Genomic DNA, 14,624 nt, shown 5'->3' on the forward strand with positions numbered 1-14,624 from the left:
CCGCGCGGCTCCTTTTTATTTTATCGTTTGCAGCATCAGATCATCTGAACGCTGCGCTCCACGAAGGCGGTAAGGTCGGCGCCCTTGAGCATGCCCTGCGACAGGAGCGCAAGGTCGAAGGCCTGGCGTGCCAGCTTCGTTTGCTCGTCGCCGCCGGCCTGCAGGATGCGCTCAATGAGCTTGTGGTTGGCATTTACGGCCACCTTGTAGTTGTCGGGCAGCGAGCCGTAAAACTGCATGCCGCCACCACCGAGCTTCGCCATGTCTTTCATGCGGCGCATCCATTCGTCCATAGTGATGGTAACGGGCAGCTCGCTGTCGCCCAGCGCTTCTACTTCTACCTGCATCGACGGGTTGCCGATGGCTTTTTCAAACACTTCCTTCACGCTTGCGCTTTGCTCCTCGGTGAGGCTGTGCGTTTTGCTGTCGTCTTTTACGATCAGCTTGTCGAGCACATCGGAATCAACGCGCTTGAACGAGGTCTTTTCAAGCTTCATCTCCAGGTGCTGCATGAAGTGGTTGTCGAGCGGGGCATTCATCAGCAGCACATCGTAGTCGCGCTTGCGGGCCGCCTGGATAAAGGCATCCTGGCGGTCGGCGTCATTCGTATAGAGGTAAATCAGCTTGCCATCTTTATCGGTCTGGAAGTCCTTCACTTTCGCGTTGTATTCTTCCAGGGTGTAACGCTCTTTCTGCGTATTCTCGAGCAACACAAAATCTTTCGCCTTCTCATAGAACTTCTCATCGGAAAGGGCGCCGTACTTGACGAAAATGCTGATGTCATCCCACTTCTCTTCGAACGACTTGCGGTCTTTGCGGAACAGCTCCTGCAGCTTGTCGGCCACCTTCTTGGTGATGTGCGCGTTGATCTTCTTCACGTTCGAGTCGGCCTGGAGGAAGGAGCGGCTCACGTTGAGCGGGATGTCGGGCGAATCGATGACACCATGAAGCAGCATCAGGAACTCGGGCACGATGTCCTTCACCTCGTCGGTGATGAATACCTGGCGCGAGAAGAGCTTGATCTTGTTGCGCTGCAGCTCGAAGTCGTTTTTGATCTTGGGGAAGTAGAGCACGCCCGTCAGGTTGAAGGGATAGTCTACGTTGAGGTGGATCCAGAAAAGCGGGTCTTCGGAAAGCGGGTAGAGCTCGCGGTAGAAGTTGAGGTAGTCCTCGTCTTTCAGCTCCGAGGGCGCCTTCGTCCAGATCGGGTTCGTGTTGTTGATGATATTCGGGATCTCGACCGTCTTGTAGCGCGGCTCGCCCGACTCGTCGGTGCCGTCTTCTTCCGAAGTGTTGCGGGTGCCGAACTGGATGGGCACGGGCATGAACTTGGCGTATTTGTCGAGGATGGCCTGGATGCGCGACTCCTCGAGGAATTCTTCCGACTCGGTGTTGATATACAGGATGATGTCGGTGCCGCGCTCGGTGCGGTTGCCTTCCGTCAGCTCAAACTCCGTGGAGCCGTCGCAGATCCAGCGTGCCGGCTCGGCGCCTTCCTGGTAGCTGAGGGTCTGGATTTCCACCTTGTCGGCCACCATAAAAGCCGAGTAGAAGCCCAGGCCGAAGCGGCCGATGATCTCGTTGGCGTCGCGGGCTTCCTTGAATTTCTCCATGAATTCCGTAGCGCCCGAGAAAGCGATCTGGTTGATGTATTTCTTCACCTCTTCGGCGGTCATGCCGATGCCGCGGTCGGAGATGGTGAGGGTCCTGGCCTCCTTGTTTACCGACACCTGGATGGTGGTGTCGCCGAGCTCGCTGCCGTACTTGCCCAGGGCGGCGAGGCGGCGGATCTTCTGCGTGGCGTCGACGGCATTGCTCACCAGCTCGCGCAGGAAGATCTCGTTATCGGAGTAAAGGAATTTTTTAATGATGGGGAAGATGTTCTCGGTGTGGATCGAGATGGTTCCTTTTTCTTGTACCATGGTATTCGATTCGTTTTGGATCGACCCACCTGAGCAAGGGCCATTCCAAACGCGGGCGGCTTGCCAGATTGTCAGCGGGGAAGCGGCCTGCGCCACCGGCGGCTGCGTATCCCGGAAGAAAAAGCCGCTCCCGCACGACGAAACGACCGGGGAAGGAGCGGGCCCGACAGCTTTTCTGCCCCCGATGGGTGGCGTCCGCCGGACCCTTGCGCTTTACGTTCATCCGGATGCGCGGGTAACGCGCGGAGCTGTCCAATCGGTATGGACAAGGCCCCGCGCCGTTCGCGGTACCGTCCAAACGGTATGGACAGCTCCGCGCGCCATTCGGGGAATAGGTGAAAGGGATCAGACGCTTTTGCGCGTTGTTCGCCCCATCGTCCAAACCCATTGGACGACGCCGCGCAAAACGCGCGGTGCGGGTTAAACCGATTGGACGCTTCCGCGCACCGTTCGCGGGGCTGTCGGAAGCGCCTGTTGAGCGCCCCGAATCGTTCGGCCGCTGAGCCGGAGCGACGGCAGGAATTGCAACGGAATGGCGGGTGGGCTTTCGAAGAGGCAGTTAAGGGCTTTTCTTTGCGGCATGGACGACATTGCGCTGCAACGGGTGGCGGTGCCCTTGGGCAACCGCAGTTTCGAGCTGCTCGTGCCCGAACCGGGCGGCGTCGAGGCGCGTTTCCGGCGGCGGCAGGAGGCGGGCGAACAGCCTGAGCTTCCCTATTGGAGCCGCATCTGGCATTCGGCCACCGCGCTCGCGGCTTTTTTGCTGCAGCGCCCCGAACTCATCGCGGGGAAGCGGGTGCTGGAGCTTGCGGCGGGCCTCGGCCTGCCGGGGCTTGTGGCGGCGGAGGCCGCGGCTGCCGTAGTCGTGAGCGATTACCTGCCCGAGGCGGTGGACCTGCTGGAGCGCAATATCGCGTTCTCGGGAATGAAGAACGTCAGCGCGCGCCGCCTCGACTGGAACGCGCTGCCCGAAGACCTGCGGGCCGATGTGCTGCTGCTGAGCGATGTCAACTACGAGCCGGCGGCTTTCGCGCAACTGCTGGTGGTCATCAAAAAATTCCTGGGGCAAAATACAGCGGTGATCCTGGCCACTCCCCAGCGCCTTATGGCCGGGCCCTTTATCGGGCAGCTGGCACCGCTGGTGCGGGAGCGGAACGATATGCCGGTAGCCGATTCAATTATCAGCATCTTGCTTTTGGGAAAATAGCGGCCGCAAGCGGCCCTGCTCGCGACGGCACGACGACGCGGCGGCACGACGAAAAAACGTTCTTGTGTGTCGCTGCCAGGAGACTTTATCCAAAACCTGTTGTCGGAATAAGAAAGAATAAACGTTGTGTCGTGGTGCCGTCGTGAAAAAGAGGGCCGGCAGGCCCACTCTAGGTAAGCTCCCTCCGGGCGCGCCATTCGTCTTCGAGGATGCTCATTTCCAGCAGGCTCCAGTAGTGGTCTTCGTAGCGCAGTATGTCGCGCTGCACACCTTCGCGCACAAAGCCGCATTTTTCGTAGCAGCGGATGGCGCCATGGTTGAAGTCGTAAACGCCGAGGCTGATGCGGTGCAGCCCGATCTCTTCGAAGCCGATGCGCAGCAGCGCATTGATCATGGCCGTGCAGAGCCCGCGGCCTTTTTGTGCCGCGTCGCCCACCAGCACCCGGCTGATACGGCCCGAGCGGTTCTTGCGGCTGATGCTTCCGAGCGACACATGCCCGACGGTTTTGTCGGTGACGGTATCTACCACCTTATACACCAGCGCGTCGGACTCCCCGAGGTCGTTGGTGTCGCGGATATACCACTCGAGGCTGTCTTTGGTAAGCGGGAAGCGAAACAGGGAGCCGGCCCAGTTGGTGAGCAGGTGCTCGTTGTGGATCCAGTCTATCAGTTGTTGAAAATCGTCGCGGGTGAAATATTCCAGTCTGATCATAGTAGTGGGTGGGGCGAATGTACTGCCAATGCACGTTACCGCCGGGGCGGACAACATTTATCTTTGGCCCCGATGAAAAACACCTTCCTTTTCCTTTTCTTCTTTTTCCCGTTGTGGGTTTGCGCGCAAACCGGCCTGAAGGCCGGCTTCGATGCCGCTGAATTCGGCGATGTGCTGGCGCTCAACTTCGGGCGCTACGATAGCATCGTGAAGGCGGAGGGCCGTCCTGGCGGCTATCGCCGCATCTATACCTCGCCCGTCACGGGGCTCGACAACCGCTGGACCGCCTGGCAGCACGCCGATACCCGCACTGTTGTGATCGGGGTGCGTGGCACGGTGGGCAGCACCAAAAGCTGGCTCGCCAATATCTACTCGGTAATGCAGCCCGCTGCCGGCGTGCTTCAGCTGAACGACAGCACCCGGGTGCCTTACCGCCTGGCCGCCCGCGAAGGCGCAGCCGTGCATACCGGCTGGCTCATCGCTCTTTGCTCGATGACAGCCGATGTGGAGCGCAAGATCCGGGAGCTGTACGACAAGGGCGCCCGGCAATTCATCATCAGCGGGCACAGCCAGGGAGGCGCCATCGCCTACCTGCTGCGGGCTTATCTGTACTACCGCACACAGGAAGGCGCGCTGCCCGCCGACATTACGTATAAAACCTACTGCAGCGCGGCGCCCAAGCCGGGCAACCTGGACTTTGCCTACGATTACGACTACATCACGCGCGGCGGCTGGTCGCATACCGTGGTCAACGCGGCGGACTGGGTGCCGGAGACCCCCCTCAGCCTGCAGCAGATCAGCGACCTTAACCCGGTGAACCCGCTGGTAAACCTGAAGGGCGCGCTGCGCCGGCAAAAGCTGCCGGTGCGGGTTTACGGCAGTATGGTGTACAACAAGCTCACGCACTCGGGGCGGAAGGCGGTGGCGAAATACCAGAAATACCTCGGCGAGCGGGTGGGAAAGGAAGTGCGTAAGGTCTTCCCGCAGTTGCAGTTGCCCGGCACCCAACCGGGGCTCGATTATATGCGCGCCGGCAGCCCGGTGGTGCTGATGCCGGATTCGGCGTACACCGCGCGCTTCCCCTTTGATGCGGCGCACCCGCACGGCGTGTGGATCCATCATTCCTTTGAGGCCTACTATTATTTGCTGCGTAAAGACTGGGGCCACCCGGGGTGATGGCATCATTCTTTCTCCGTTTCGGGGAAAAGCAACAAGATGGAACAGAACAAAAAGGACGAGCGCCAGCAGAACCAGAAGCTCCCCGAAGACGTGCTCAATGCGTCGCAGGAACCGAACAGCATGCGCGACCCCCTGCAACAGCAGCTGGAAAAATCCGAGGGCCAGAACGGGCCGGAAGAGCGTCGTACGCTCGATAAGCTGCGCCAGGCTTATGGCGATGACGGTACTCCGCAAAAGCCCTGATTTTCTGGCAATGCCTTTGCCGGCTTAAGGGAAAGAACCCGTTATGAAGAAGCTGATACTGAGTGCAGGAATAATGGCGTTGCTGTGCGCGGGGGCGGCCGCCCAGGAAAAGAAAAAGGCGAAGCCGTTAAAGAGCCCGGAAAGCCCTGCCATCCGGATGGAGCATACGTCTGCCAACGCGGCGAAGGCTCCTGCCGCGGGTAGCAGCACCTATGAGATATCCGACCCCGTGGTCAATTTTTATAACGGGCGGGTGAGCGGTGCCATCCCGGACGAGGATGTCTGGCGCCCGATCATCGGGATGCCGAAACTGCGCTACGGCGTGGCCCATGGGCGCCTGCTTTTCATGAATACGATAGGGAACAGTAATGGCGGTAATACGGGCGGTGGCGCGGTCGGCACCGGTACCAGCCCGGGTGCGGTGGGCATCAGTGGTGTTGCGCCGGGTGTTAATGGTAAGAATTTCTATGCGGGCCCGGGCATCTATGGCAACCGGGTGCGGCTCAGCGGCAGCCCCGTAACGCTGCCGCCCTCGCGCTTACGCGACCGCGACGCAGATAATCATAAGCCCTGATAGTTGCCACCGGGGCCATCCTTTGAGTAGGAGGAGGGGTAATAGATGGGTTGCGCGGGCACCGTAGGCGTGCCTGCGATATTGCGGGTAATCGCTTTTTCCGTGTGCACCACCGAATGCACTACTTTAAGAGAGCTGCTCGTCACCTGGATCGCTTCATTGATGGAGTTTACGGAAGGCTTTGTCATACACATAGAAGAGCAAAAAGCGTTCCTGCCTCATCCATACGCGCCGGAATATTTTTCAAAGGCCTGTTTCCGCAGTCCCGGCGCGAAATCCGCCCCCGGCGCCGTTTTCCATCTATCGCCGCCGCCGGGAAGTTGTGGATTATTCTCCCTAACTTTTTCCGGACGGAAACAATTGGCCCGGCGGCAGCAATTTTCCGGCGCCCCGGAAATGACGGCAACGGCACCTTAAAAAAGCGTCCGGTACTTTATTGTAGAATTACGGGCAGGCTGGTTTTTATTTACCGATGAGTCCTTGTAGGCATCATCCTTGTTTTACACTGGCAGTCATTGAATTCTTAACAAAAAACTGATCTATGAAAAAGTCGATTCTTGCACTGGTTGCCCTCTTTGGAACCGGCGCAATGTGTTGGGCGCAGGATACAACGCTGAGAACCAATACAACCAGCACCACGCTGCAAAGCTCCGGCAACTATGCCGCCTTCGGCACCGCAGCCAATGTGCCCTCCAACCTGCAAACCAATCTGCAGACCACTTACCCGAGTGCTTTCAGCCCTACCTGGGAGCAGCGCGGCGACTGGTACCGGGCCTCGTTCAACAACATGAACCGCAACATGCAGGTGTACTACGCGCCCAATGGTGACAACTACACCGTGGCGCTGCCTGTGGTGCAGAGCTTTGTTCCCGAAGAGGTCGTGACCAAAGCGCTCAGCATGTATGGCAGCAACGTTTACTCCATTAACCGGGTTCGCGGCGCCAACGGCCTCGACAACTACCAGGTGACCATTATCGAAAATGGCATGTCGCGCTCCGAATTTATCGGTGAGGACGGTTCCTCGGTGGCCGCGGTAAATGTTTTCCGCAGCGACGTGAACGACATGGGTAATATGAACAACTCTTCGAGCAATGCGGCCAATGCCGAGATGAACAGCAACTCGAACATGAACAGCACCGACACGAGCGGTACGATGAACAACAGCTCGGCCACGTCGGGAACGAACAGCAATATGAGCACGCCGGTAACGGATCCCAATGTGAAGACCAAGCATAAGGTAAAGACGGATGATGGCAAGCTGATGAAGACGAAGACCAAGAATGGCAAGACCAAGGTAAAGGGTGATGCCGTTGAAGTCAAGGCCACCGGCGGTGGTATGTAAAGAAGGCAGGAGTTAGGCATACATAGACAAAAGCGCCTTGGGGTTTTCCCGGGCGCTTTTGCTTTTAATGTGGTACGCGCCTTGCATCAGCTAGGAAAAATAGCTAAATGAAAAACATGCTGATCGCCGCAGGGCTCGTGGGAGCCGCCATTGCAGGACTCCTCCTGATGACACAGGGCAACCGCCTGGCCGCCTCCCGGAACAATAAGCTGGTAACCGCCCGCGGCAGCCACGCCATGGGCTAATATAAAAAATCACCACACATGCATTACCTCTACGAGCGCCGGCTGAATATGCTGGAGATTGCGATACACGAGCTCAAAGACGAGCAGCTGGCCGACTTCGGTCTTCCTGACCAGCTTTTGAAGGAATATTCCATCACGGTGCCCGACATCGACCGCGAAAAGCTGAAAGAAGACTACCACGAAAAAGACCTCGCGCCCGGCGAAGGGCCCGAGGACTTTCGCCTGCGTAAGAAAACGAAGGCGTACTACTATACGGCCAGGGCCGGATTTCTTTTCGATGAGTTCGTGGAAGACCTGCTGCCGATGCGTACCTGCATGGAAGGTCTTTCGATCGCGAAGAACGGGCTGACGTATACTGAATGGAGCCATGAGCCGCTGGGTAAGGATGTACCCGATAAGCAACGCCTTCGCGCCAATGCGGAAAAAGCATTTTCCGATGTGCAGCTCACCCTCGATGAGTTTGCCGCCAACTCGGCTGAATTCAACCAGCTGATTTTGCCGGTGGCCATCCAGGAAAAAATCCAGGCCGAGCGCCTCTTTCGCTTTGAGGTACAGGCGCTCAAAGCAGAAGGCCGGCCCGTTTATTCGGCCTGAGCTTCCGTTACGCGCGGGTCGAGCTCCAGCACTTTGTCGAGGTCGAAGTGAACTTCGAGCAGGCAACCCTCGCCGGGCAGTGCGCGCAGGTGCAGCTCACCATGGTAGATGTCGGCGCGGTTGGTGATATTGGTGAGCCCCATGCCCCGCCGCACCTGCTGCGGGTCGAAGCCAACCCCGTTGTCGGATACGCCCAGGTAAAGGTGACTCCCTTCCTGGCGCAGCTCGATCCTGGTTTCCGTGGCCTTTGCATACTTGAGGATGTTGGTGGTCTGCTCTTGTATGATGCGCAACACCGTCAGCTTCAGCCCGGCCGGCAACACGTCTTCTTCAAAGCCTTCGAGTTTGAAAAGTACCTGCATCCCGCCCAGGGTGTTGATGCCTTCCGCCAGGTCGGCGATCGACGGAATGAGTCCCACGTCATCGAGGGTTGGCGGCACCAGCGAGCGCGACAGGCGACGGATCTCCTGGATCACCGATGATACCATATTCAGGCTGATGCCCCGGTGTTTTTCGGTGTCGGCGCCCGGCTGCCCCATGAATTCGAGGTGGAGCTTCACCGAAGTGAGAATCTGGTTGACGTTGTCGTGGAGTTCGCGCCCGATCTCGTTGCGTTCCTTTTCCTGCACCGTAATGCTCGCACGGGCAATATCGCGCTGGTGGGCGATCTTCTCGCCGAGGAGGGCCCGCTGCAACTCGATATTGCGGGTTATATCCTTCGCCAGCGCCAGCACCGCCGGCCTGCCGTTGTAATCAATGCCGTGTGAAGAAATCTCTACGAAAATTTGCTGCCCGTCTTTTTTGATGTGCGTCCATTCCCCGGTGACCTGCACAGCCATCTCGCCCGGTACGCCCCCGTCCAGGCGCTTGCGTTCGGTCTCCGGCCGGATATCAAGGATCGTCATTCCCCCGAATTCGGCGGCCGAGTAGCCATAGTGGGCGACGGCTGTCTGGTTCACTTCGAGAAAGCGGAGCGTCTCCGCGTCGAAGATCCACATTGGCTGCGGGCTCCGCTCAAACAGGTGCCGGTATTTGCGTTCCGAATGGTGGAGCAGGTCCTTCGTTTCGCGCACCTCTTCGAGGCTGCGCTGCAGCTCGTTGTAGTTACGGGCGCTCTGGCGGAAGACCGGGGCGATCACGAGGATGGCCAGGTAAAGAAGACACACAACATGCGAAATAATCAGCCCCTGGTTGATGTAGCCGATGCGGGACTCGGTGCGTATTTCCAGTTCATGAAAATGATCCTGTAGCCGCTTCATCTGCGCGAGGTAGGAGCCTGATGCGGCATACAGGTGCCCGGGCTCGGGCTCCTCCGTGCGGTTCACGCGCGATGCGCTCAGCAGCACCTGCGACTCACTGTAGATGAACCGGAAGGCCGCGTCGGTGCTATCATAAACGTCGCTGAAGCCTTTTTTTCCCAAAGCCTTCAGGTCGCCGGTCAGCTGCCGCAGCTCTTCGTGCCCGCGGCGAAAGCCGCCGGCGGCCGTCTTGAGGTATTCAAGCTGGTTGGTAAACTGCTCCTGCGAAAAGTGGTGGTGAATGGCCAGAGCGGCGATCTTTCCCACGATCTGCTGCACGTAGATCTGCTGGCTGGCGGCGTTGTTTTCTCCTTCCTCGGTGATGCGGTTCTGCACGCTGAGGCCGTTGATCAGGAAAAAGCCCGCCACATTGAACAGGAGTACGGCGAACAGTAAAAAGAAGGTAAAACGAATCAGTCGTTTGAGCGGGGGCATAGCGTTTTGGTTTGACGGCCCGGGTACCGTTTCCGGTACTGGCGCTCCGTATCCAAAATAAATTAAAATTTGCTGGTGCGTCATCGATTCTTTTCAGGGTGCTGCGTCCGCCTGCCCGCTTACCTTTGCCGGCCTCATGCGAAAAGAAGCGATCCAGACCCTGCGGCTCGCCGGCCCCATCATCGTGGGCGAGCTGGCGCAAATGGGCTTACACATCATCGACACGGCCATGATCGGCGCCCTCGACTACCGGCAGCTGGCCGCGGCGGCGCTGGTCATCAACGCTATGAATATTCCCTTTGTGCTGGGTATCGGCATGACGATCTCCGTGTCGCAGCTTGTGGCCATGGCGCATGGCCGGGGCGATGAGCGCGCGGTGACGCACTACGCGTTCAACGGCTTCGTGCTGTGCGGGCTCACGGCGGTACTTATCGCAGCACTGCTGCTGGCGGGCAGCCCGCTGCTGCTGCACCTCGGCCAGGATCCCGATGTGGCCGTGGCTGCCGTGCCTTTCATGCGGCTTATGGGCTTCTCCATCCTGCCCATGTTGCTCTTTATGACCTTGAAGCAGTTCGCCGATGGCCTTGAGTATACCCGTACCGCCATGATCTTTTCGCTGCTGGCGCTGCCTGTGAATGCGGGTCTCAACTGGATCCTGATCTACGGTCATTGGGGCGCGCCCCGGCTTGGGCTGAACGGCGCCGGCTGGGCGACGCTGGTGACCCGGAGCATCATGTGCGTCCTGCTGGCGATCGTGGTACTGCGGCACCGGGCATTCCGTCCCTACGTGGCCCTGCGCGAAGAGTGGGTGCTCCGCGCCAAAACGCTCAAGGCCCTGCTGGGCATCGGCATTCCGAGCGCGCTCCAGGTGGGCATGGAGGCGGGCGCCTTTGCCGTTACCGGCATCCTGATCGGCACGCTGGGCGCGGTGGCACAGGCGGCGCACCAGATTGCGCTGAGCTGCGCGGCCTTCACCTTCATGGTGTCGATGGGGCTGGCACAGGCCGGCTCGATCCGCGTTTCCAACGCTTTCGGGCGTGGCAGCAGCAGGCAGATCATACAGATCGGAAACGGCACGCTCCTCATTGCGCTTGCTTACGGGATTACCTGTGCGCTGGGCTTCGTCGCCTTCCGGCAACAGCTGCCGCTCTTTTTCAACAACAACCCCGAGGTAGCGGCCCTTGCGGCACTGCTGCTCCTTTTCGCGGCCATCTTCCAGGTGTCCGACGCAACGCAGGCGGTAGGGGCCGGGCTTCTGCGGGGTATTAAAGACGTCAAGGTTCCTACCTGGCTCATCTTCGTTGCTTACTGGATCATCGGCTTGCCGGTGGGCTGCCTGCTCGGGTTCCGCCTCGCGATGGGCGCGGCCGGCTTCTGGCTCGGACTCATCCTCGGGCTCTCCTTCGCATCGTTTTTCCTGTATGCACGCTTTCGCCGCCGCAGCCTGGTGGCCCCGTAGGAATACGGAAAAGGCCGCACCCACAGGTGCGGCCTTGCAGGAGATGGTGGTTCGTAGCTTAGGGCCGCGGCGGGTAGAGACCCTCTACGGCAATGATATAGTTCATTCCCAGGTAGGGCATCATATTGTCGTGCGGCTGGCTGCCACCGGCAGGCTGCACTGAAGCTGGGTTCAGCGGTGTGTTGGGCGTGCCGCTGGCCAGGTAGGCCGGGTGTTGCTCCGGTTCGCGTCCGCCGGTATTTACAACGGCAAGCACGGCGCCGGCAGCGGGCACCGTCGTGTCGCCATTGGTGTTTGATACGGCAAAGCCGTGCGTATGCGCAGGCATCTGGTTACTCAGCAGCGTTACGCTTTCCGTGCCGCCCATCTGGCCAAGTTCTTTGCGGCTGAGGCCGGGTCCCTGGCCGGTGCCAACGGGAACACGGCCGGCCAGGTTGGGTAGGCCGAAGGTCGATACCCCGTCGCCGCCGTAATTGGTGCCGAGAATAGAAAACAGCGCGGAGTTTTGCGCAATTGAAAGCAGTTGTCCCGTGCAGAACATCCAGCCGCGGGGTGCGAAGGTGCCGGCAAACATCCGGATTTCGCCAATGTAAGGATCCATAAGCTTTGGTAGTTATTGGTGATTGAAATGATGAAAGCTATTTATCAGGGGCGCGGCGGGAAAACGCCGTTCGTGGCGATGATGAACATCGTGCCGATGAAGGGTTGGCGGTTTTCGTGTGGCTGGCTGCCCCCGGAAGGCTGCACCGTTGTCGGGTTCAGCGGGATCGACGGATTACCGCTGGCCAGGTAGGCCGGGTGCTGCTCCGGCTCGCGCCCGCCGGTATTTACAACGGCAAGCGATGCGCCCGCAACGGGCACTGTCGTGTCGCCGTTAACATTGGCCACGGCAAAGGTGTGATTGTGGGCCGGCATCTGGCTGTTGGTCAGGGTAACCGATTCAACGCCGCCGAGCTGTCCCTGCTCAATGCCGCTGAGGCCGGGGCCGGCGCCGATGCCTACGGGGACGCGGCCACGCAGGTCGGGTAATCCGAAGTTTGTACGGCCGTCGCCGCCGTACTTGTTACCGAGCAGCGAAAACAAAGCCTGGAATTGCGTGATCGGTACGAGGCGCCCGTCGCAGGGCAGCCAGCCATCCGGCGCGTAGCTAAATCCGATCATCTTGATCTCTCCAACATAAGGTTCCATTGTTAGTGGGTTTTAAAGTGAGGAATGAATAGCAGTAGTTATGCGTGGTTGCGCAGCAGGCTGTGCCTCGCCGAAGCGTTCGCCGCGGCCGAAGCCGAGCGCCACAAGCTTGGTCCCGGAAAAGGTGCCTTCGGGCATCCGGGCGATATTGATGCGCAGCAGCCCCCCGTCGCCGCAGCATACGAACAGGCCCTGCGCCGCATCGGCATGTACGATCGTGCCCGCGGGTGATTTCATGCGACCATCGGCGGGACTCACTTCGAGCACCTGGAGCGGAAGACCGCGGAAGTAGGTCCGGGCACCGCCGGCTATCGGGTTGCAGGCGTTGACCAGTGCTTCCACGGCATCGGCCTTTTGCTTCCAGTCGATGACCAGGTCGTTCTGCGCGGGACGCCGCTGGTAGCTCCGGTGATGGAGATCCTGTGCAGTCTCGGCCGGCCATTGCCCGCTGCTGCCGGCTTCGATGAGCGACAATACTAGGGCGGCCGCGGCCAAGCTGAGACGGGCCGAGTAGAGCCCATAATTTTCTCCGGGCATCAGGGCGATCTCCTGTCTCGCCGCTACAGGGCCGGCGTCAAAGCGCCCGGTCATGCGGTGGATGGTGATACCGCCACGACGGTCGCCGTTGCGGATCTGCCAGAAAAGCGGCACCGGGCCAGCATAGCGGGGCAGCAAGCTGAAATGAATATTGTAAACCCGGTTGGCGTCCGGGAGCAAGGAAGCCGGCAGCTTCCAGGAAAAGCCGATGCAAAGCACCAGGTGATCGGGGTGCAGCAGGGTGAAAGTGAGTAATTCCTCCTCCAGGCGCGCCTTCGAAACCGCCAGGAAGGGGATGCCGTGTGCAGCGGCAAACTGTTGCAGGTCGGGTGCGTCCTGCGGAAGCGGGTCGGTCGTGTAAAGAGCATGCAGGTCGCCGTGCTCGCGGATCTTCACCAGCGAGGGCAGGGCAATGGAACTCGTCGTCAGCAGAACGATTTTCATATCAGAATCTCCTTCGTCCTGCGCAGTAATGGTTTGGCTGTGCGGTAAGATAGAGAAAAGTTCTGATCGGCCAAACGGTAAGCACTATCCGAAAAATATTTACCGGGGGTAACGCATTTCGTTAAAATGGCGGCAAGAACCGTGGATGGGCTGACTGCCTGTATCGGGGAAAACGGAAATAGGTACATTTACACGTCAACCCTTTACCATGAGCGATAAGCCTTCTTTCTGGCAGCGACTTGGCCTCCACGACTGGTTTGTAAACAAGCCGGAGGCCGCTGTGCCCGAGCGGAATACGGGGCTCAGTCCCGAGCGGATCTACCAGTTCATCCAGGCACAGTTCGGGGAGTCGGTGCGCACGCTTTCCTTCGCCAACCGTGTTGTTTTTTACCAGGAATATATTGTGGTCTTTCACCCGGACGACTATGCCCGGTTTCAGCAGGAGCGCAAAGGACTTCTCGGGATGATCGCGCAGGAATGCGTCACCGAGTTTACCCGGGTGCTGCAGGAGGCAGCGCAGGCCGGCCGCACGGTAATGCCTGCCGGCGCGCGTTGGGTTTTTCGCTTTGTGTCGCACCCCGGCTATGCACCCGGCGACCTGGGCTTTATCGGTAAGCTGCTGCCCGAGGGCGGCGGGCAGGAAGCGCAGCCGAACCTGCGCGTCACCTATATCCCAAGGCAAACGGGGCGTGCCGAAACCTCGGAGCTCAGTGCCGATTCCCTGTCGGCTTTTACCTATTATAGTGAAGGATATTACGAGCTGCCTTTCCGGCTGGAGCTGCCGTCGGGCAAGGCTTCCGGGCCTTCGGGCAGCGCCGGCGCCAACGCCCGCTTCGAGGCCATCGTGCCCGACCGGGAATATGCCGGCAAGCGCATCGAGTTCCTGATGACCGGTGACGAGGTGATGCTTACCGGTCCGGCGGATCCGCGCAACGGCGGCGATGTGTTTCGCGTGCCTTCCGAATGGGTGGATACTCCCCACCTGCACATCCGCTTTTCACGTGCCGAGAACAAGTTTTACCTCGCCGCCTTCGGCGAAAAAACGGTCGTCAACGAAAAAGAAGCGCCCCGGAGCGCGCCGCAGCAGCCCGACTGGATCGAGCTTCCGCTCAACTCGCGGATTGTGCTCAACGGCATCGTTGGTGTGAATTTTTATAAAGCCTGAAACATGTCCGGCATTCTTTCCGTTCTCCTGCTGTTGCTGTGCGTCATCCTCGCGGTGTTGCACTTCCGCGATGTGCGCAG

Annotated in this window: 16 protein-coding genes; 9 read left to right on the top strand and 7 right to left on the bottom strand. The window is 59.5% G+C overall.

What is annotated here, in order from left to right; all coding sequences use genetic code 11:
* Positions 1-35 precede the first annotated feature (35 nt).
* Positions 36-1,922 (bottom strand): molecular chaperone HtpG, encoded by a 1,887-nt coding sequence (gene htpG, locus EPD60_RS15310; protein ID WP_131450388.1) that lies wholly within the window; start codon positions 1,920-1,922, stop codon positions 36-38.
* Between the two features lie 580 nt (positions 1,923-2,502).
* Here htpG and EPD60_RS15315 point away from each other — a divergent pair.
* Positions 2,503-3,129 carry a class I SAM-dependent methyltransferase gene (locus EPD60_RS15315; RefSeq protein WP_165871567.1) on the top strand — a complete coding sequence of 209 codons (627 nt, stop codon included), beginning with the start codon at positions 2,503-2,505 and terminating at the stop codon, positions 3,127-3,129.
* Positions 3,130-3,298: 169 nt separating this feature from the next.
* On the opposite strand, the gene EPD60_RS15320 is transcribed toward EPD60_RS15315, so the two are convergent.
* A complete protein-coding gene (locus EPD60_RS15320; RefSeq protein WP_131450390.1) occupies positions 3,299-3,841 on the bottom strand; it encodes a GNAT family N-acetyltransferase in 543 nt (180 codons plus the stop codon).
* 72 nt (positions 3,842-3,913) lie between these two features.
* On the opposite strand from EPD60_RS15320, the gene EPD60_RS15325 reads away from it, so the two are divergent.
* Genes EPD60_RS15325 through EPD60_RS15335 form a run of 3 tightly spaced genes read left to right on the top strand, consistent with a single transcriptional unit; the run spans position 3,914 to position 5,837 of the window.
* A complete protein-coding gene (locus EPD60_RS15325) occupies positions 3,914-5,017 on the top strand; it encodes a lipase family protein (protein ID WP_131450391.1) in 1,104 nt (367 codons plus the stop codon).
* 39 nt (positions 5,018-5,056) lie between these two features.
* The gene (locus EPD60_RS15330) at positions 5,057-5,263 is read left to right on the top strand and encodes a hypothetical protein (protein ID WP_131450392.1); all 207 of its coding nucleotides are present in this window, start codon (positions 5,057-5,059) and stop codon (positions 5,261-5,263) included.
* A gap of 43 nt (positions 5,264-5,306) precedes the next feature.
* Positions 5,307-5,837 carry a hypothetical protein gene (locus EPD60_RS15335; protein WP_131450393.1) on the top strand — a complete coding sequence of 177 codons (531 nt, stop codon included), beginning with the start codon at positions 5,307-5,309 and terminating at the stop codon, positions 5,835-5,837.
* On the opposite strand, the gene EPD60_RS15340 is transcribed toward EPD60_RS15335, so the two are convergent.
* Positions 5,825-6,025, bottom strand: coding sequence for a hypothetical protein (locus tag EPD60_RS15340; RefSeq protein WP_131450394.1), 201 nt, complete (start codon positions 6,023-6,025; stop codon positions 5,825-5,827). The genes EPD60_RS15335 and EPD60_RS15340 overlap by 13 nt on opposite strands.
* Before the next feature lie 353 nt (positions 6,026-6,378).
* On the opposite strand from EPD60_RS15340, the gene EPD60_RS15345 reads away from it, so the two are divergent.
* From EPD60_RS15345 to EPD60_RS15350, 3 genes are all read left to right on the top strand, one after another.
* Positions 6,379-7,179, top strand: coding sequence for a hypothetical protein (locus EPD60_RS15345; protein ID WP_131450395.1), 801 nt, complete (start codon positions 6,379-6,381; stop codon positions 7,177-7,179).
* A 107-nt stretch (positions 7,180-7,286) separates the two neighbouring features.
* On the top strand, positions 7,287-7,424 hold the full coding sequence (locus EPD60_RS17045) for a hypothetical protein (protein WP_165871568.1): 138 nt from the start codon (positions 7,287-7,289) through the stop codon (positions 7,422-7,424).
* Between the two features lie 18 nt (positions 7,425-7,442).
* Positions 7,443-8,018, top strand: a complete 576-nt coding sequence (locus EPD60_RS15350; RefSeq protein WP_131450396.1) for a hypothetical protein — start codon at positions 7,443-7,445, stop codon at positions 8,016-8,018.
* Here EPD60_RS15350 and EPD60_RS15355 read toward each other — a convergent pair.
* Positions 8,006-9,751, bottom strand: a complete 1,746-nt coding sequence (locus EPD60_RS15355; RefSeq protein ID WP_165871569.1) for a PAS domain-containing sensor histidine kinase — start codon at positions 9,749-9,751, stop codon at positions 8,006-8,008. The two genes, EPD60_RS15350 and EPD60_RS15355, sit on opposite strands and share 13 nt — an antisense overlap.
* 136 nt (positions 9,752-9,887) lie before the next feature.
* On the opposite strand from EPD60_RS15355, the gene EPD60_RS15360 reads away from it, so the two are divergent.
* Entirely contained in the window at positions 9,888-11,210 is a 1,323-nt protein-coding gene (locus tag EPD60_RS15360; RefSeq protein ID WP_131450398.1) for an MATE family efflux transporter, read from the top strand.
* Positions 11,211-11,268: 58 nt separating this feature from the next.
* On the opposite strand, the gene EPD60_RS15365 is transcribed toward EPD60_RS15360, so the two are convergent.
* The 3 genes from EPD60_RS15365 to EPD60_RS15375 are packed head-to-tail and all read right to left on the bottom strand — an operon-like array spanning position 11,269 to position 13,379.
* Positions 11,269-11,811, bottom strand: a complete 543-nt coding sequence (locus tag EPD60_RS15365; RefSeq protein WP_131450399.1) for a phage tail protein — start codon at positions 11,809-11,811, stop codon at positions 11,269-11,271.
* Between the two features lie 44 nt (positions 11,812-11,855).
* A complete protein-coding gene (locus tag EPD60_RS15370) occupies positions 11,856-12,398 on the bottom strand; it encodes a phage tail protein (RefSeq protein WP_131450400.1) in 543 nt (180 codons plus the stop codon).
* Positions 12,399-12,410: 12 nt separating this feature from the next.
* The gene (locus EPD60_RS15375; RefSeq protein ID WP_131450401.1) at positions 12,411-13,379 is read right to left on the bottom strand and encodes a methionyl-tRNA formyltransferase; all 969 of its coding nucleotides are present in this window, start codon (positions 13,377-13,379) and stop codon (positions 12,411-12,413) included.
* A 208-nt stretch (positions 13,380-13,587) separates the two neighbouring features.
* Between EPD60_RS15375 and EPD60_RS15380 the strand changes: the two genes are divergently transcribed.
* A complete protein-coding gene (locus EPD60_RS15380) occupies positions 13,588-14,544 on the top strand; it encodes a hypothetical protein (RefSeq protein WP_131450402.1) in 957 nt (318 codons plus the stop codon).
* The last annotated feature ends 80 nt before the right edge of the window (positions 14,545-14,624 follow it).

It is taken from the genome of Flaviaestuariibacter flavus, assembly GCF_004337505.1.
In the GTDB taxonomy this organism is placed as follows: Bacteria; Bacteroidota; Bacteroidia; order Chitinophagales; family Chitinophagaceae; genus Flavisolibacter; species Flavisolibacter flavus.